At 39.4% G+C, this 17,303-nt stretch carries 19 protein-coding genes; 5 read left to right on the top strand and 14 right to left on the bottom strand.

Annotation, left to right across the window (positions count from 1 at the left end):
- The first annotated feature begins 13 nt into the window (after positions 1-13).
- Together DPV97_RS02440 and rpoH are read left to right on the top strand one after the other, a co-directional pair.
- Complete coding sequence (locus DPV97_RS02440; protein WP_070714946.1) at positions 14-325, top strand: DUF2322 family protein; 312 nt, start codon at positions 14-16, stop codon at positions 323-325.
- 148 nt (positions 326-473) lie between these two features.
- Positions 474-1,316: an RNA polymerase sigma factor RpoH gene (rpoH, locus tag DPV97_RS02435; RefSeq protein WP_070714948.1), complete on the top strand. Its 843-nt coding sequence runs from the start codon at positions 474-476 to the stop codon at positions 1,314-1,316.
- Positions 1,317-1,365: 49 nt separating this feature from the next.
- Here rpoH and plsY read toward each other — a convergent pair whose 3' ends face one another.
- A complete protein-coding gene (plsY, locus tag DPV97_RS02430; RefSeq protein ID WP_049363440.1) occupies positions 1,366-1,965 on the bottom strand; it encodes a glycerol-3-phosphate 1-O-acyltransferase PlsY in 600 nt (199 codons plus the stop codon).
- A gap of 97 nt (positions 1,966-2,062) precedes the next feature.
- Between plsY and folB the strand changes: the two genes are divergently transcribed.
- A complete protein-coding gene (folB, locus tag DPV97_RS02425; RefSeq protein ID WP_049363438.1) occupies positions 2,063-2,419 on the top strand; it encodes a dihydroneopterin aldolase in 357 nt (118 codons plus the stop codon).
- A gap of 54 nt (positions 2,420-2,473) precedes the next feature.
- Here the strand turns inward: folB and DPV97_RS02420 are convergent, their stop codons facing one another.
- Complete coding sequence (locus DPV97_RS02420; RefSeq protein ID WP_070714950.1) at positions 2,474-3,085, bottom strand: cation diffusion facilitator family transporter; 612 nt, start codon at positions 3,083-3,085, stop codon at positions 2,474-2,476.
- Between the two features lie 84 nt (positions 3,086-3,169).
- On the opposite strand from DPV97_RS02420, the gene DPV97_RS02415 reads away from it, so the two are divergent.
- A complete protein-coding gene (locus tag DPV97_RS02415; RefSeq protein WP_070714952.1) occupies positions 3,170-3,553 on the top strand; it encodes a MerR family transcriptional regulator in 384 nt (127 codons plus the stop codon).
- A 51-nt stretch (positions 3,554-3,604) separates the two neighbouring features.
- Here the strand turns inward: DPV97_RS02415 and DPV97_RS02410 are convergent, their stop codons facing one another.
- The 11 genes from DPV97_RS02410 to DPV97_RS02360 form a co-directional block, all read right to left on the bottom strand.
- A complete protein-coding gene (locus tag DPV97_RS02410) occupies positions 3,605-4,702 on the bottom strand; it encodes an NnrS family protein (protein WP_070714954.1) in 1,098 nt (365 codons plus the stop codon).
- Positions 4,695-5,387 (bottom strand): ATP-binding cassette domain-containing protein, encoded by a 693-nt coding sequence (locus DPV97_RS02405; protein WP_186821767.1) that lies wholly within the window; start codon positions 5,385-5,387, stop codon positions 4,695-4,697. Before DPV97_RS02405 ends, DPV97_RS02410 begins: the two co-directional genes overlap by 8 nt.
- Positions 5,387-6,184 (bottom strand): ABC transporter permease, encoded by a 798-nt coding sequence (locus DPV97_RS02400; protein ID WP_070714956.1) that lies wholly within the window; start codon positions 6,182-6,184, stop codon positions 5,387-5,389. Before DPV97_RS02400 ends, DPV97_RS02405 begins: the two co-directional genes overlap by 1 nt.
- Before the next feature lie 21 nt (positions 6,185-6,205).
- Positions 6,206-7,183, bottom strand: coding sequence for an ABC transporter substrate-binding protein (locus tag DPV97_RS02395; RefSeq protein ID WP_070714958.1), 978 nt, complete (start codon positions 7,181-7,183; stop codon positions 6,206-6,208).
- Positions 7,184-7,316: 133 nt separating this feature from the next.
- Positions 7,317-7,676 carry an MmcQ/YjbR family DNA-binding protein gene (locus DPV97_RS02390; protein ID WP_070714960.1) on the bottom strand — a complete coding sequence of 120 codons (360 nt, stop codon included), beginning with the start codon at positions 7,674-7,676 and terminating at the stop codon, positions 7,317-7,319.
- A 67-nt stretch (positions 7,677-7,743) separates the two neighbouring features.
- Positions 7,744-9,630: a Z1 domain-containing protein gene (locus DPV97_RS02385; protein ID WP_070714962.1), complete on the bottom strand. Its 1,887-nt coding sequence runs from the start codon at positions 9,628-9,630 to the stop codon at positions 7,744-7,746.
- Positions 9,631-10,686, bottom strand: coding sequence for a restriction endonuclease PLD domain-containing protein (locus DPV97_RS02380; protein WP_070714963.1), 1,056 nt, complete (start codon positions 10,684-10,686; stop codon positions 9,631-9,633).
- Positions 10,686-11,807, bottom strand: a complete 1,122-nt coding sequence (locus tag DPV97_RS02375) for a DNA cytosine methyltransferase (RefSeq protein WP_070714965.1) — start codon at positions 11,805-11,807, stop codon at positions 10,686-10,688. Before DPV97_RS02375 ends, DPV97_RS02380 begins: the two co-directional genes overlap by 1 nt.
- Before the next feature lie 232 nt (positions 11,808-12,039).
- A complete protein-coding gene (locus tag DPV97_RS02370) occupies positions 12,040-12,381 on the bottom strand; it encodes a PM0630 family protein (protein WP_180372989.1) in 342 nt (113 codons plus the stop codon).
- Between the two features lie 54 nt (positions 12,382-12,435).
- Complete coding sequence (locus tag DPV97_RS02365) at positions 12,436-13,845, bottom strand: multicopper oxidase domain-containing protein (protein WP_070714967.1); 1,410 nt, start codon at positions 13,843-13,845, stop codon at positions 12,436-12,438.
- Position 13,846: 1 nt separating this feature from the next.
- Positions 13,847-14,569 carry a 1-acylglycerol-3-phosphate O-acyltransferase gene (locus DPV97_RS02360; protein WP_070714970.1) on the bottom strand — a complete coding sequence of 241 codons (723 nt, stop codon included), beginning with the start codon at positions 14,567-14,569 and terminating at the stop codon, positions 13,847-13,849.
- Positions 14,570-14,656: 87 nt separating this feature from the next.
- On the opposite strand from DPV97_RS02360, the gene lpxH reads away from it, so the two are divergent.
- On the top strand, positions 14,657-15,361 hold the full coding sequence (gene lpxH, locus DPV97_RS02355) for a UDP-2,3-diacylglucosamine diphosphatase (protein WP_070714972.1): 705 nt from the start codon (positions 14,657-14,659) through the stop codon (positions 15,359-15,361).
- Between the two features lie 64 nt (positions 15,362-15,425).
- Here lpxH and glmS read toward each other — a convergent pair whose 3' ends face one another.
- Positions 15,426-17,258, bottom strand: a complete 1,833-nt coding sequence (gene glmS, locus DPV97_RS02350) for a glutamine--fructose-6-phosphate transaminase (isomerizing) (RefSeq protein WP_070714974.1) — start codon at positions 17,256-17,258, stop codon at positions 15,426-15,428.
- Positions 17,259-17,303: the final 45 nt, after the last annotated feature.

Genomic DNA, 17,303 nt, shown 5'->3' with positions numbered 1-17,303 from the left:
GAGGAAAGCAATCATGAACTTTAAAGACATTTTAGAAACTTTACCAAGCATTGAGCATCTAACAGGTTTGGATGTGTTAAAGGGTGAAACCGTGATTCATCATATTCCTGCTGCTCCAGGCAAGCTTGGCTCACTTCGTCTTTATAATGCACTGGCTGAAAAATTTAACGGAAAATTAGACCGCACTTCAGCGCAGCAAGGCATTGAATGGTTTGCAGAGCATGTTGAAGATGCCAAACAAAATCCAGGCAAGCATCCAAATATCGACTTATTGTTCAAAGTCGTCGAGGAAGAATTGAGTTATTCACTCATGCCATTAAAATAGTTTGATAAATTTATCGTAATAAATTTGAACTTTTAATCGTTAAAAACTGTCAAATAGAACAAATTAAAGCTACAATAATTTTAAATATTGTGCTATAACTAGACAGTTAATAAGTTGGAGCTTAGCTCCGTATGCTGTGAGGAGAAGAATGAATAAAGAAACTCAAATGATGTTAGTACCTCAAGGTAGCATCGAAGGTTATATTCGAGCAGCAAACGAATATCCGATGCTGACTGCAGAGGAAGAAAAAAGCTTAGCAGAACGTTTGTATTATGACGGTGATATTGAAGCAGCGAAAAAGTTAGTTTTATCACACTTACGTTTTGTTATTCATGTCGCGCGTGGTTATTCAGGTTATGGATTACCACAAGCAGATTTAATTCAAGAAGGTAATATCGGATTAATGAAAGCGGTAAAACGTTTTAATCCGGAAATGGGTGTTCGCCTTGTGTCTTTTGCGGTGCATTGGATCAAAGCTGAAATCCATGAATATGTCCTTCGCAACTGGCGTATTGTGAAAGTCGCTACCACGAAAGCACAACGTAAATTGTTCTTTAACCTACGTAAAACTAAACAACGTTTAGGTTGGTTCAATGAAAACGAAGTGGATATGGTGGCGAATGAGCTTGGTGTGTCAAAAGAAGATGTCATCGAAATGGAATCCCGTATGACAGGGGCTGATGTAGGCTTTGATTTGCCAACAGACGATGATGACGAAGCTTATGCACCTTCTTTATATTTAGAAGATAAAAGCTCAAACTTTGCGGCAGAACTTGAAAGCGAAAACTTTGAAGAACAAGCAACAGAAAAATTAGGTACAGCTTTAGCAAATCTTGACGAACGTAGCCAAGATATTATCAAAGCTCGTTGGTTAGATGATGATAAAGCCACACTTCATGATCTTGCAGCAAAATATAATGTATCTGCAGAACGTATTCGTCAGCTTGAAGCGAACGCACTGAAAAAACTTAAAAGTGCGGTTGATTTCTAAGCCATTTTGATAAAAAGAAAACCTGTCGATTATCGACAGGTTTTTTTATTTATTTCTTCTTGGATTTTCCCCACATTTTATCTTCTTGGCCTCGCCATAAGCGCTGAATATTGTCGTGGTGTCGATAAATCAGCAAGCAGCAAACTAAGGCAACGGGGAAGGTAAATTCCGGTTTAAGCCACCAAACATAAAATGGCACGAGAAGTGCCGTAATGACCGCACTTAATGAAGAATAACGGCTAATTAAGAAGACTAACAACCACGTACCTAGCGTAGAGCCAGCTACGCCCCAAGAGATGGGCGCAATGGCACCGAATGCGGTCGCCACACCTTTCCCGCCTTTAAACTGAAAGAAAATAGGAAAGATATGTCCTAAACACGCACCCAAGGCAACCATGCCTAATTCAAATTGCGTAAGCCCTAAATAATAACCCGCCCAAACAGGTAACATCCCTTTTAAAATATCGCAAATTAGTACTGCAAGCGCCGCCCAACGTCCGCCAATACGCAATACATTGGTCGCACCAGGATTATGAGAACCATTTTTTCGTGGGTCAGGTAAGCCCGCTACCTTACAAATCAAAATTGCACTGGAAATCGAACTCAGTAAATAAGCAAAAATCATATAAAAAAGGGCAAATAGGCTCATTTTGTGCTCCACAATCTTGATTGTATTTGAAAAACTTGTTCGTTATTTTAACCAAACTTGATAGCATAAGCCCACTATATTTTTACAGGAATGAGAGATGGATCGTATTTTTATTGAAGAATTAGTGGTCTTCGCACAAATCGGTGTGTATGACTGGGAACAACAAATTAAACAAAAGCTCGTTTTTGATTTGGAAATGGCATGGGATTGTCAAAAAGCTGCAGAAACGGATGATGTGCAATACTGCCTCAATTATGCGGAAGTGAGCCAATTTATTTTAGATTATGTCCAAGCTAAGCCATTTTTATTGATTGAGCGCGTGGCTTATGAAGTAGCAGATCAATTACAACAACGTTTTGGGATTTCATGGTTACGCCTCAAATTAAGCAAACCTAAAGCGGTTGCCCAAGCAAGTAATGTGGGAATTATTGTAGAGCGAGGTGAGTGGAAATAATCGCTGAAAATTGACTGCACTTTGGAAATATCAAACCAAAGTGCAGTCAGTTTTTTAGGTGTTTTTTAATGCCAAGCGAAATGCCTCAATTCCGCTTTTTAGCACGAGAACACTCAATATCATACTTGCCAATGGATCAACCCATTGCCATCCGAGAAAATAAGCGCCTAATCCTGAAAGAATCGCGATAACGGAGCCAAATAAATCTGTTAATACATGCAGATAAGCTGCTTTGATATTGAGATTGTCATGATCACTTTTCAACATTATCCAAGCAACGAAAAGATTGACGAGTAATCCTAAAGATGCCACACCAAGCATCGGTAATGCCATCATCTCGATGGGATTTTGCCAGCGTTGAATCGCTTCAACTAAAATCATCAATGCCACAACAATCAATGAGCCGCTATTAAGCAGGGCAATGTATCGTTGTTTTTGAGCGGATAGAAACAATGCTAACAAGGCTAAAAATAACGATAAGCTATCATTTGCCATGTGTCCCGCATCAGCCATGAGTGCCAAACTGTTAAACCAATAGCCGCTAACAAATTCGACAACCATAAAGCCGGTAATGATGGCAAAACTGAGCGCTAAGATTTTTTTATCTTGTGGAATATGCTCATGAGATGAATGGTCATGATGTTCATGGGAATGGTGGTCGGACATAATGCTCCTCATTGTGTCTTTAATTAACTTGAGATAAAGTATAAAGTCCGTAGGAACTACAAGGTCAAGGCTCGATTTTAAAAAATGAAGATTCACGAACTCAGCAAACAAAGCGGTATTCATTTAGAAACCATTCGTTATTATGAAAAAATGGGGTTAATGCCAGAGCCTAAACGGCTAGCAAATGGTTATCGAGATTATGATGAAGCCAGTTTGAAGCAATTAAAATTTATTAAAACCTGCCGAGCGTTAGATTTTAGCTTGGCTGAAATTAAATTTTTTAATGAGATGAAAACGCAGAAATCTCAACATTGTGAAGTGGATAGTATGTTGGCAAAACATTTGGTTTCAGTCGAAGAAAAAATTGCCGAACTGACTGAAATTAAACATTTCCTACAAAGTTTAATTACTGAAGATGAGCATCAAGCTGCAGATTGTAAAGCTATGGCCCAATTAAAAGCCTATTAAGTGCGGTCTAAAAAATATCAAAAATCCGCACATTGATGTGCGGATTGGTCATTACTCCGGATCATCTGTAAAAGCGTTGTTTCGGAATATCGGTACAAAGGTTGCGAGATAAAGCACAAACACGACGGCAATTAAAATAGCCGGAATCGTGATAAAAAACAGTTCGTCCACATACATCAAACAGGCTCGGGAAAGCGCCGCCGTGAAAAGGCAAAGTATGGCAAGGCGACAGAGTTTTGGGTAATCCAGTTTCGTAAAGCCACTATGCCATAATCCTGCAGTGAGCCAAATCATCATCATACTGCCTAGAATGCCACCAAGTGTCACCATGTGTAATGGATCGGCAGTAGGCTCATCAAGTAATTTATTTATGCCAATCCACAAATAGCCAATCGCGGCGAACAGTTGAAGGAAATAATAAGTGCGTACGTAATGTTTACGTAGCAGTTCGTGATGATGTAATTCGCGTAACTTGGCAAGCAAGATAAAGCCAACGGCAAAGGCTGTAAAAGCGGCTGTTTGCGCAGGCAACCAAAGCTCTGCTGCGGTATGAAGTAATAAAAATGTAATCGCGATATTTTTGTACACGATATTTGGGATAAATACGGGATCTTTCAATGTACTTTCTTTCAGTGCCTCTGCACCTAAGAGTATGCTTACTCGAATTGATACAAACATCACTGCCGCCATATTCAAATGCACCTGTGCTCGCAATAATTTCAGACTATCAGTCATGGCGTAAGCCGTCTGGCAAACCGTAAATGCTGCAAGTAACATCAGTAAAGTAAAATTGTCGGTATTGCGATCCAACCAAAACAGCCAAGTACAAAAGAGTAACAGCGCTAGCCAATAAGCCGCCACTAAAAATGAGGCGGTTTTCGGGGAAAATGGCAATAACACCAATCCTGCAAGCAAGAGCACTGCTAAAATCGTCGCAATAGGTTTTAAATTACCTTTGTAATTTGTCCATTCGAGCATGGAAGCCGTTAGAAAGCCGCCGTATGCGGCTGGTAGCATAAATTCTAAGAAAATTTTGCGGTGTAGGATGAGATCATCGGGGCTGATGAAAAAACTCAAGGCACCAACAATCGCAAGAATGGCTGCACCAACAAAAAAGGGTCGCATTGGATGGGTAAAGAAATTATTCATAATAATGGATTCCTTGAAATTCGCGTGCGACTACGGTTTCTTCAAAGGCTGAATTGCGTTCGGATAATGGCGTTGGCAAAGTAATCACATTTTGCACATCCATCCCTTTTGGAGAAAGCTGCATAATCTCTCGGCTTAATCGAGCCGCTTCAAAACGATCGTGCGTCACCAAAATGCAAGCCATGCCTTGTTGCTCAATTTTCTCGACTAACATAGCGGCTAAAATATCACGTAAATCACGATCCAAACCGACAAAAGGTTCGTCCAATAAGGCTAAATCACAGCCGCATAGTAATAGACGCAAAAATGCCACGCGTTTTGCCATACCGCCTGATAATTCGGTCGGGTATTTATTCAAGTCACCCGAAGAAAGCCCGATCTTTTCTGCCAGTGCAATGATTTCATGTTCATTAGGATTATCCATAAAAATAGCGATATTCTGCATGGCAGTGAGATTTTCTAATAGACGATTTTCTTGAAATAGAAACCCCGTTTTACGAAATGTATTCTTGATTTCGCCCGATTTTGGCGTTTCCAAACCTGAAATCAAACGCAAAACCGTAGTTTTCCCACAGCCACTTGGCCCGAATAAGGTTTTCACTTCGCCCGGTTTTAAATCCATACTGAAATCGCGCACGATGGGATCGCGGAGAATTTCAAAACGCACATTTTTTAAACTCAGCATTATCTTCTCCACGGCATAAATAGGATTTCCAATGGCTTGGTAATTAAATATTCAAAGAGGGAAACAAACATAATCACCAACAGCACATAAGCCATGACCGTTGATGTATCTAACATAGCTCTGGCATCGGCAATCTGTGCCCCCACACCCTCATTGGCACCCAAAAGCTCTGCCATTATCACCACTTTCACACCCATCGCAACTGCAACACCAATACTGGAAATCACATAGCCCGTGAGATGGGGAACGTACAAATAGCGGATTTTTTTCCACAATCCGAGTTTGTACGCATCAAACAATTCTTCATGTTGTTTGTTTACACTTGCCATGCCCATGGCTGCACTGGCAAAGGTCAGCGGGGCGACTAATACGATAATGGTAAACAGCACACTTGGATTGCCAAAGCCAAACCAAAATAATGCCATCACGACCCAAATAATTGGTGGCATGGCTAACAAAATCGTAATGACGGGTTTGAGCAATGCCATAGCCGTTTTAAAGCTGCCCGCAATCAGCCCAGCGGCTAAGCCAGCGACTAATGCAATGGTAATACCCACCACAGAACGCCATAGTGAAATACCGATTTCGTTTTGTTGGAAATGGTCGAGTAAATCAAGGGCTTTTTGAAAAACATCCGCAGGAGTAGGCAGCATAAATTCACCAAATATCGCACTGCCCCAAGCCCACAAGGCAACAACCATCATCGCCACACTCAAGCCGGTAAAGCCGCTCCAGAGATAGTCGATGATGTAAAACAGGACAGGTTGTGGTTTACGGATTTTGTCAGTTTTAATCATGTTATGTGATTCAGTTTCAAATTAAGCCAAGAAGAATTTATCATCTGGTAATTTACCACCTAAGAGTTTTGGATTGAACTCCATCAAGGTTTCATAGAATTGCATGATTTCATTCTTCAGCTCACTAGCTTTGGTCACCGTTAAACGCGCACCGTCTAAGCCCATTTCAATAGCGGCTTCTGGAGCAGGAAGATAATTAGCACCAATTTCAGCCGCACTTTTGCGATTAGCCATAATCCAGTTTAACGCATCACTTAAATCTTGGTGAAGTAGATCAAACTCCGCCTTGTGTGCGTGGAAATATTCTTCATTGGCAATAATGCCTGCCATTGGAATAAGCGGTTTCGTGTTAAACGCTTGTCCCCATTCTTTCACTAAATCAAAGCCACGTACAATCTCTGTACCGACAATTTTAGCTTTCTGCACAACCGCACTTGCCATTGGTTCTGGCAAGATAGCCGCATGGAAATCTTTCAGCAAGAACAAACCAATTGCTTCAGTTGGTGTAGCTGCATAGGTGATATCCACTTTACTTATATTAATATTCAATTTTTTCAGTAAAGCTTGCAATACAATGTCTGGCATATCGTTTTTAAATGGCACTAGGATTTTCTTACCCACTAATTCTTGCGGTGAAGTAATAGCACCACCTTTACACATCAACTGTGTAATCCCATTGGTGAGAATATTCACCATGCCAACTTGTTGCCCCTGATTACGTAAATTCACGCCCACATTACTTGGGCTCATCATTACTTTAAATTGCCCACTTGCCACACCCGCACGCAACTGATCAGGCGAACGCCAAATTTCTAATGCTACATCCGCTTGTTTGGCTAATTTACCTTGTGTCGCCGCCACCGCAATAGTTACACTTGGCATCGCGGGTGCACCATAAATGGTAAATTGCTCTTTTGTTGCCGCAAAGAGAGAAGGCGACATGCCCGCTGCCGTAAGTGCTGCGCTCATTCTTAAAAAATCACGTCTATTCATTGTCATGGTTATCTCCTTATAATGAAACAGACCCAATGTCTGTATTTTGATAATGGTTTTCATTTATTATCTTACTAGCTGTGGCTAAAGTAAAGAAAGACAAAAGTGCAGTCAGATTTTTAGGTGTTTTTAAATTCTCCTACTTTGTTAAGTCGTAGCTCCAATCCAACAATTTGAAGATTTCTTCGGTTTTTACGCCATGATCTAACACAATCGTTAGCCAGTGAGTTTTGTTCATGTGGTAGGCTGGCAAGAAATTAGGTGATTGTCTCAAAATGCTCACCATATCGGGTGGACATTTGAGATTGATAAAATTAGTCTCTCCTTCTTCTTGTAAACCAAGCTTCATTTTTCTGATTTTGCCAATAAGTGCATACCATTTCCCTTTGGCATTACCATGGCGCAAGATGGCATATTCGGGATATTTTTCCCAAAGATATTCTGGCTGCGTCGCATATTGATTAGCCACATAATCAAAGATTTGTTGTGCTTGGCGCATGGTTTGTCTTTTTATCATTTAGGTTATAAAAAACGCCTAAAATAGAATTTTAGACGTTTTTGGAATTTTATTTTATTCCCCAATAAACAAGCCCTTTATGTGGTAATTTGATATTCGGTAACCAAAAATCTTTACCCTGCCAACCTTTATCTTTATTTCCCACTATTTGATAAAGTGTAAGGAATAAATCATTGGGATATTTTTCTCCTAATTTGCGGTCTTCTTCCGAGAGCATTGTGCCTGTTGCTCGAGAAAGATTACGTCCTGTTTTAACCAAAACATAGATTTTGAAAGTTGGACGTTGCGTTTTTAATGCTTCTATGCCGGCAATAAATTTTTCCTTATCCCAGTCATCAGGTACATAATTACCAAGCTTATCTAAAATCAAGAATAGATCTTCTATGTTTATTTGATACAAATCAGATTGCACCTTATCTATCAAAACAGATGAAAGAATACCGTTTATAACCAACAAGTTATTCTCATTCGGACAAAGTGGAAAGTAATTTACACCACCAACCATTTGATTGATACTACCAGCTTTTAATACATTTTTTCTGGTAGGATTGATGTTTTTCGGGTAAATAACCTGAATATTGCCATCTGATTTTTTTGCCTGCTCAATAATCAGATTGTTTGCCTGATTGAGTTGGACAAAGAAATGATAGACATCAGACGGAATATAAAGCCGTAACAATGATTTATCTCGGTCATATCCAAAAATGCGCGAATGCTGCCAGAAAGTATCTGCATTCGGTTTTTTAGCTGTACGACTGTAATAAACTGTTTGCAGTTTTGGAATAGTCAAACCACGACCAATCACATTACCACCAATAATGATATTGAAACCTTTTTCCAAGTCAAAATCTGCTTCTGTCTGCGAATTAATGACAAGAGTAGAGATTTGTTGATTCTCCAAAAGTGCGGTCAATTTTTCGTATATTTCATCAAAGTGATGAATATCGGGCTTGGTCTTTTGTAAATCCAAATAACTTTCTTTAAAGCTACCTGCAAGATCTTCCCCATTATTGACTGCTTGCACTAAGTCATTTAAAAAGGCTTGGATTTTCTTTGAAAAGGCTTGATGATCTTGAATTTTATAGCTTGGATGCAGTGCAAAATTACAGTTAGTTTTATCACATAGCGCGAATTCTGCACAGGTTATTAGAAAACTAAGCAATGCTTGTTTTGCCCCTTCGGCAATTTCACCACTCTCGTCTTTCATATCATCCAATTCACTATCAATAAAACGAACGATATAGCTAGGTGGATCAGAGAAGACAAAGTTACCGCCGATGTATTTTTCACCAGCTTCAAAGAAATGAATAAATTCAGGTTGCCAATCAGATTCTTCATGTTGCAATAAAAGCGATTGAGGTGTGGCGGTCAACTGAATAAATAGGCTTTGACAACAGGAATTCTTAATGTCATTTAGCAGTTTATTGATAGTACTGGCATCTTTATCCGGCTTATCTGCATTAGTATTTAGGCTGGCCGCATCGGCTTCATCGTCCACAATAACCAAAGGATAGCCTTTCAGGCTACTTTGACTGGCAAACAAATTACGCCAACGTTTCAATACACGGGCATTTTTTTTAATTACGACCAAGATGGGATTATTTGCCTTCATTACCTGCATAAAACTACTGTCGTCGTTCTCTGACAAGATAATAAATTTATCCAACGATTTTTCTGCACGTTTTAATGTTTGCTGCTGCAAATCTACGCTATCGGTCGTCAAATAAATAAAGAGTTTGAAATCACGATCCGCCAAGGCACTCAATATGCCCAACACTTGGGCAGTTTTGCCACTTTGCACATTGCCAAGCAACAAAACATTTTGAGCGGTTTTAGGTTCGGTTTGCGATAATTTTTCCATAAAATCGTCAACAGTATTTTTAACAGAAATCGCCAATTCAGGTGGATTTAATTGGTTCAAGTAGGTTTGTAGCATCTAGTTTTTCCCCTTAAATGAAAGTAACCAAATATCGGGATCGTCGGTTGAGCGGAATTCAAGATGATCATTTCCATATTTGTGTAGGGTTTTGGGTGTAACAGGTTCGCCTGGCTTTAGGCAACCCGAAATTTCCAAACGCCCTTTTATCCATTTACCTAACGTTTTTAGATCGTCTTCTGAACGTAGATTCTCCGTAGATAATTGGTTACCTTTATTTTTCGAACTGGAATAGCAAGAAAAAGACCAACCGTCATCAGTAATAATCTTTACTGTTCTATTTGTAGGGTAGCCCTCTTGACGGACGATTTGGATAGGGACAATTAATTCAACTTCATACCAAGAACGAAGTTGCCATGGTTTCTTAGGATTTTTTCCTTTGCCAAAAAAACAATTTAAATTACTTTTTGGCTCTGTTTTTGCAGGGATTAAAAAATGATATTGCGCTGTTTGTCTGAAAAGTTCAGACACTTTATTTGCATCAATTTTCTCCACACCAATACAATTTTCCAAATAAACATTGTGCGGTGCAAAAATAGTTGGTTCACTTGCCTGATTAATAGGTTTCCCTAAAAACTTGATAGTCTGTCGGATACCTGAATGTAAATCAGATGCCGTCTGAAAATCATCCAAATGCACCATGGTTTCGTAAGTGCGTTCGGTGTTATCCCAAAAACACGTTAAATTTGCAGAACCAATCAAGCCATTAATTTGTTCTTGATGCTTGAATGAGTACATTTTTCCGTGAAATTTAACAAATGGCGAAACGTATACCTGCCCCCGTTTCTCAGCTTGTAAAAAAGCATTCAATCTGCACAAACTACGGTATTGTGGTTGAGAAAATCCCTCCAAATAGTGCATTCCGACCAATAATTCTACTGTTCTGATACTCGTTTTTTGTTCCAAAATACGTTGTAATTCAATAACGGCATCATTGGATACATAACCTGTCGCCATTAAAACTTCATCAGCACCTAAAAATAAATCCATCCAAACATCATTGAGTTTTTTCTGTGTTATTTGGGCAGGATGAAAATTAGAAAAAACTGTATTCATTATTTCCCTCCGCGAATTTTGCTTAGTCGGTCATGAAATAAAATTTCTTTTTCTGTAACCAATTTCTCATGCAAATCTATTTTTTCGTAGTTGTCTGAAAAAATTGGTAAGATAGCCTTTGCTAGCTCAACTACACCTTGAGGAGGAACCGCATTGCCAATCTGGCGACGTACTTCCGTCGTTGAGCCAACAAACTCAAAATCATCAGGAAAACTTTGAAGCCTTGCTCGTTCTCTATTAGTAAAAGCACGTGGTTCAGGGAAGTGATAGCCCCAAGTTCCACCGCCACCTGCTGCAATAATTGTTTTTGATGGCTCGCTCCGATGCATACGACGATAAACGTGGCTAATCATACCTTTCACATATAAAGGATGATCTTTAGGAATATCGGTAAAATTTCCACCTTCAGGAATTAATTCCAACATACGGCGTGTTTTATCACTAATTTTTAGTAATTCATTATTACTAACATTTTGTGGAATATTAGATATCGCTTGACCAGCAGTTACATATGGTTTTAAACCATTTTCGCCAGTTTCATTGTGAGTCGGTTCTGGATGGCGAAAATCAAATCCTGTATCCAAACGTACTCCGACAATCAACACACGCTCACGAAATTGAGGTACACCAAATTCTGCAAAGTTATATAGCTTTGCCTGAACGTAATAACCGCAATTCTCAAAGTCGGTAATAATTTGCTGGATGGCTTTTTTCTTGTTGGCAGTCAACAAACCTTTCACATTCTCAGCAACAAAAACTTTTGGTTTTTTTGCATTTACAAAACGTAAAAAGCTTTTATAAAGATTGCCACGCTCACCCTCTAGGCCCGGCTGTTTCCAAATCATGGAAAAATCTTGGCAAGGGAATCCGCCTAAAATGATGTCGCAATCTGGAATAGTTGGATCGTTAGGGTCTATTTGTTCAATATCGCCTTCTACGATGACATCACCGATATTTTTACGGAAACTTTCGCAAGCCCAATGGGAAAAATCGTTCGCCCAAATAGTTTCATAACCAGCTTGGTGAAAACCCAAATCTAAACCTCCACATCCTGAAAATAGAGATAGAATCTTAGGTTTATTTTCGGTTGATTTAATAAGAGGAAGTTGTTCAGAATACATATGAGTTTTCTCCTATGTGGGAATTATTTAGAAAATCATGAAACAATTGTAGAAGAAAGTTGTATCTTATCCATAAGATACAGATTAATGAATTTAAAAGTATCATCTTTAACATTTTCTTATATAGCTGTTATTTTATTGCTCGTTATTATTTTTTATTAAGATCATATTGAAAATATATTATGTGGCACATATTGTGCATTAGAGCACAGATGTTTTTTTGTGTTTTTAATTACTCAGTCACGTGGAAAACTTGTTTTTCAAATTCATGTTTACCAATTTTGACAGTCAACACATATTTGCCGATTGGATCTCGGCGGTCGAATGTCCAGCAGTTCATCATGTATTTACCATTTTCTAATGTCGGTCTAGTATACGTGATGGTATGGAGTTTTTTGTTTGGTGATGACACCACTTTTGCATTCTCAATCGAACTGCTGAATTCACTTTGGGCTTGAGCTTTAAAGGTTTCACTTACCGTTGCTTTTTTGCCAAAATTCCCCGTTGCTACCCAACATACTTTCTCAGTTTTATTGGAACGAGAGGTTTCTTTTTTATTTAAATAAGGTCGCAATTAAAGCGAATGTTGAGATTTTTTTTATGTTAGATTCCTTTTTATATCATTATTTTATTGAACGATCGTTATACCAAGGCAGCCCATATCTGCCAGCATTAAATTGGATGAGCCAAATAAGAATGGATGAGTATTTGACGAAGGTTGTTCAAATTTTACTAAAATTTGTACTTTCTTTTTCACCCAAACCGTGTCTTTCCAGGCTAGCTCCGACGCATCGACGTTAACATCATCTTGGCTTTCAATCACAAATTTAGCGCCTTGAATGGTGAAACCGACAGGCTGCGAGCTGTTGATGATCCAACGTTCGACGGTACCGACTTTAGCCGAAACATCAAGTCGACGCGGGTCAAAACGTTGCTTGTTGATTAAGCCGTTAGTCACATCTAGTTCAAAGGTGCGTTCTTGGGCGATTTTACTTTCGAGCATAGTCGTGGCATCAGTATTAAATTGCTCACTCATTTTTTTACTGAATGCGGAGATTTCACCTTGTGGGCGAAGTTCTAAAACGGTGTTATCTGCAAAATCATTGCCTGAGCTGAACACATTTTTGATTTTGTCGAAAAAACCACGTTTAGCCCCAGAGATGAGCGATACGCCTTCTCCTTCGCTTAAATTGATTAACACTTCGGCACGCTCACCCGGTGCAAGAATGAGAGAATTAATCGCTTTACCTTGAGGTAAAAAGCCTAGGTCTCGTGCAACGAGCAACATGTCTTGTTCGTTATCTAAACGGAGGTCATAGGCTCTTGCTAATGAAGCATTGAGCAAACGCAAACGCACCCAGCCGCGAGGGACATCAAGATAAGGCGCTTCCTGTCCATTAACAAGAAGACGATTACCGACAAAGTGCGGTTGATTTTGCTTAAATAATTGTAATCCGTCGCCGTTAAATTCCATGTCTTGTAAGATTAATGGAATATCGTCCACACCGTATTTATGAGGTAGCTGAGATTTTAAGCTTTGCTCATCTTCAATTAACCACATTCCCACAATGCCGCGATAGGTTTGATAAGCCGAGTTAGCCAAGGTCGCAGAACGATACCAGCAAGTCGCGGCAGGTTGCTCTATTGGAATAATTGGTGCCCAAGATTCCCCTTTTTTGAGAGCTTTGGTGGCACCACCAAATAATTCGCCACTGGCTTGTAATCCCTGAATAGAAAGAGCAATGCTTTGTGGTAAATTGTTGTGATAATTGAGTTTTGCAAAGGAACCCGATTTGATGCGAATAGTGGGACCAAGATAATTACCGTTAAAACCCCATACACTGACACTATGGGAGCCATCTAATTTGTAGCCGGTTTCTTCCATATTAAAAATAATTGGGCGGCCACGTTTCGCTTCCATCAATGGCGGAATGGTTAATTTTTCATGAGATGCCGCTAATACCGATTGAGGTGTGGTAGCAAGTGCGGTTGAAATTGCGGTAGTTTTTAATAATTGGCGACGAGAAAGACGCAACATATTATTTTCCTTGTGCAATTTCAGCATCGAGTTCTGCGATGCGTTTTTCCATCAAATCGTGGCAGTAAGTAGCAAGTTCGCGGACATTGTCTTTTGTGTAGGATGACACGTCAATCGGATCCATCATTTCACAAATTACTTTACCGTTATCCCAACGATTTAAATCTATTTTATTATGTGTAGTTGAACACACAACGGGGACAATTGGTACGCCAGCTGCAATTGCTGCATGGAATGCCCCTGTTTTGAATGGCAATAAGCCGCGACCACGGCTACGAGTGCCTTCAGGGAACATCCAAATTGACAGGTTGTCTTTATTGATACGACGAGCAAGTTCTGTCATCGTGCTGTGTGCTTTAGAGCGATTTTCACGATCTAAGAAAATATTGCCCGTCACCCAATACAAAATGCCGAAAAAAGGAATCCAAATCAGGCTTTTTTTACCTACACTCACCGTGCGAGGCAATACCATGTAAGAGATGGTCACCATATCGAAATTATTTTGGTGGTTACCGATATAAATACAACGCGGCATATTCTCTTTATTTTGTGGAAAACGGTGTTCTACTTTTAAGCCAAATAATGGGTATAAGCGGCCAAACCAGCGAGCCATAATGCCCACATTGCTTGGATTTTTGAAACGAATAAAGGAATAGATTGTACCGAGCACACAAATTAAAATACAACAAAGTGCAACGATGAGAATTCTGGCGATTTTTAACATAGAAAATACCTAATTAAAATTTTTGGAAAGTATAGCAAATTACACAAAAATGTGTGCTAATCTAATGAAAAAAATGACGGAATAGTTATGAAACCCATTTATTTTATTGCAGATCTTCATTTGAGCGAAACGCATCCAGAATTAACCGCACTTTTTAACGATTTTATGCAAAACAAGGCACAAGAAGCCCAAGCGGTTTATATTTTAGGTGATCTTTTTGATTTTTGGATTGGTGATGATGAAATCTCCCCTTTAATTTCACAAGTCAAACAGTCGATTAAAAACCTGACAGAAAAAGGCATTGCTTGTTATTTCATTCATGGCAATCGAGATTTTCTCGTCGGGAAAAAATTTGCACAAGATTGTGGTTTAACGTTATTGCCTGACTATCATTGTGTTGATCTTTATGGCGTGAAAACCTTAATTTGTCATGGTGATACGTTATGTGTTGATGATGTGAAATATCAGCAATTTCGCCGAAAAGTGCATCAAAATTGGCGACAAAGGCTATTTTTATGTTTGCCACTAAAAGTGCGGTTAAAAATTGCAGAGAAAATTCGCGCGAAGAGTAAACAGGATAAGCAGTATAAGTCGCTGGATATCATGGATGTAAATTTAGCGTTTACGGCACAAACCGTGAAAGAATTTGGCGTTAATCGGTTAATTCACGGTCATACACATCGAGAAGCTATTCATCAGGAAGAAATATACACGCGAATTGTTTTAGGCGATTGGCGAAAGGATTATGCCTCAATTTTGGAAGTGACAGAAAACGGTTATCGGTTTATTTAAACAAAAAGCACAGGATTAAACCTGTGCTTTTTTGTATTAAAACGTGCTAATTTTCAACCGCACTTTATTCTACCGTTACCGATTTTGCTAAGTTACGAGGTTGATCCACGTCGGTTCCTTTAATTAATGCCACATGGTATGACAATAATTGCATTGGAACGGTATAGAAAATTGGTGCAATAATTTCATTCACTTTTGGCATAGTGATGATTTTCATGCCTTCGCTAGGTGTGAAGCCGGCTTCTTTATCCGCGAAAACATAAAGCTGACCACCACGAGCACGTACCTCTTCAATGTTTGATTTCACTTTTTCAAGCAATTCATTGTTTGGTGCCACCACGATAACCGGCATATCCGCATCGATTAACGCTAATGGACCGTGTTTTAATTCACCAGCCGCATAAGCTTCAGCATGGATATAAGAAATTTCTTTTAATTTCAATGAAGCTTCCATTGCGATAGGGTAGAACTCACCACGACCTAGGAAAAGCGCATGATTTTTCTCGGCAAAGTCTTCAGCTAATACTTCGATGTCTTTGTCAAATGCAAGGGCTTTTTCAACTTCAGCCGGAAGTGATTGTAATGCTTTCACAATTTCTACTTCTTGTTCGCTTGAGATATTGCCTTTTACTTTACCAATTGCAGTTACTAACATTAATAATGCTGCTAATTGAGTAGTAAATGCTTTGGTTGATGCTACACCGACTTCTACGCCTGCACGAGTCATGAAGGCAAGATCAGATTCACGTACTAAAGATGAACTTGATACGTTACAGATCGTTAAGGCAGCCATATAACCTTTTTCTTTTGCCAAACGAAGTGCTGCAAGGGTGTCCGCCGTTTCACCTGATTGAGAGATGGTCACTAACAAGCTATTTGGGCGGGTCACGAATTTGCGGTACCGGAATTCAGACGCGATTTCAACATCACAACTCACGCCAGCAAGTGCTTCAAACCAGTAACGGGCCGTCATACCTGCATTATAAGAGGTACCACAAGCCACAATTTGAATGTGTTCAACTTGTTTTAAGATTTCAGATGCACCATTACCAATAGCATCCACAATCACGTTATTATGAAGGATACGACCTTCCATGGTGTTGATTAATGCATTTGGTTGCTCATAGATTTCTTTTTGCATGAAATGGCGGAATTTGCCTTTTTCTGCTGCATCATTTTCAAGGTTAGATTCGTGTACTTCACGTTCTACTTTTTGACCATTTGCATCGTAAATATCTACGGTACGACGCGTAATTTCTGCAATGTCACCTTCTTCTAAATAAATGAAACGGCGTGTGACGCTTAATAACGCAAGTTGGTCAGATGCTAGGAAGTTTTCACCAATCCCTAAACCAATTACTAATGGACTGCCTGAACGTGCAGCCACTAAATGTTCTGGATGTTCGCGATCTAATACCACCATACCGTATGCACCGGTAAGTTGTTTTACGGTTTTTTGTACCGCTTCAAGTAGAGTAGAGGCTGTGCGCATTTCCCATTCAACAAGGTGAGCAATTACTTCGGTATCAGTTTGAGAATTGAACACATAACCACGAGATTTAAGCAATTCACGTAATTCTTCGTGATTTTCGATGATGCCGTTATGGACGACAGCAAAGTTACCTGAAGTATGCGGGTGAGCATTGGCTTCAGATGGTTCACCATGAGTTGCCCAACGTGTGTGCGCAATCCCCGTACCACCGATTAATGGTTTTACTGCAACGGCTTCATCAAGGGCTTTTACTTTACCTAAGCAGCGCACGCGGTGTAATTCATGGTTTGGATCCACGACAGCAACACCTGCAGAGTCATAACCACGATACTCTAATCGGTGTAAACCATTAATTAAAATTTCTGCTACATCACGTTGTGCTACCGCACCAACAATACCACACATAGTTTTTCCTTATTTAATAAAATTAAAAGTCTTGTTTTTCTGACC

Origin of the sequence: Haemophilus parainfluenzae, assembly GCF_003253005.1 — a bacterium.
In the GTDB taxonomy this organism is placed as follows: domain Bacteria; phylum Pseudomonadota; class Gammaproteobacteria; order Enterobacterales; family Pasteurellaceae; genus Haemophilus_D; species Haemophilus_D parainfluenzae_M.
The sequence above is the reverse complement of the archived record's forward strand: the minus strand, read 5'-3'. Positions and strand labels throughout refer to the sequence as shown.

Coding starts and splice junctions, on each gene's coding strand:
- DPV97_RS02390 (WP_070714960.1), bottom strand. CDS start 7,676: ATGCGCCAAGCACAACAAATCTTTGATTATGTGGCTAATCAATATGCG.
- DPV97_RS02375 (WP_070714965.1), bottom strand. CDS start 11,807: ATGTATTCTGAACAACTTCCTCTTATTAAATCAACCGAAAATAAACCT.
- DPV97_RS02365 (WP_070714967.1), bottom strand. CDS start 13,845: ATGTTGCGTCTTTCTCGTCGCCAATTATTAAAAACTACCGCAATTTCA.
- DPV97_RS02440 (WP_070714946.1), top strand. CDS start 14: ATGAACTTTAAAGACATTTTAGAAACTTTACCAAGCATTGAGCATCTA.
- DPV97_RS02360 (WP_070714970.1), bottom strand. CDS start 14,569: ATGTTAAAAATCGCCAGAATTCTCATCGTTGCACTTTGTTGTATTTTA.
- DPV97_RS02385 (WP_070714962.1), bottom strand. CDS start 9,630: ATGCTACAAACCTACTTGAACCAATTAAATCCACCTGAATTGGCGATT.
- DPV97_RS02400 (WP_070714956.1), bottom strand. CDS start 6,184: ATGATTAAAACTGACAAAATCCGTAAACCACAACCTGTCCTGTTTTAC.
- rpoH (WP_070714948.1), top strand. CDS start 474: ATGAATAAAGAAACTCAAATGATGTTAGTACCTCAAGGTAGCATCGAA.
- folB (WP_049363438.1), top strand. CDS start 2,063: ATGGATCGTATTTTTATTGAAGAATTAGTGGTCTTCGCACAAATCGGT.
- plsY (WP_049363440.1), bottom strand. CDS start 1,965: ATGAGCCTATTTGCCCTTTTTTATATGATTTTTGCTTATTTACTGAGT.
- DPV97_RS02380 (WP_070714963.1), bottom strand. CDS start 10,686: ATGAATACAGTTTTTTCTAATTTTCATCCTGCCCAAATAACACAGAAA.
- lpxH (WP_070714972.1), top strand. CDS start 14,657: ATGAAACCCATTTATTTTATTGCAGATCTTCATTTGAGCGAAACGCAT.
- DPV97_RS02395 (WP_070714958.1), bottom strand. CDS start 7,183: ATGACAATGAATAGACGTGATTTTTTAAGAATGAGCGCAGCACTTACG.
- DPV97_RS02420 (WP_070714950.1), bottom strand. CDS start 3,085: ATGTCCGACCACCATTCCCATGAACATCATGACCATTCATCTCATGAG.
- DPV97_RS02410 (WP_070714954.1), bottom strand. CDS start 4,702: ATGAATAATTTCTTTACCCATCCAATGCGACCCTTTTTTGTTGGTGCA.
- DPV97_RS02405 (WP_186821767.1), bottom strand. CDS start 5,387: ATGCTGAGTTTAAAAAATGTGCGTTTTGAAATTCTCCGCGATCCCATC.
- glmS (WP_070714974.1), bottom strand. CDS start 17,258: ATGTGTGGTATTGTTGGTGCGGTAGCACAACGTGATGTAGCAGAAATT.
- DPV97_RS02415 (WP_070714952.1), top strand. CDS start 3,170: ATGAAGATTCACGAACTCAGCAAACAAAGCGGTATTCATTTAGAAACC.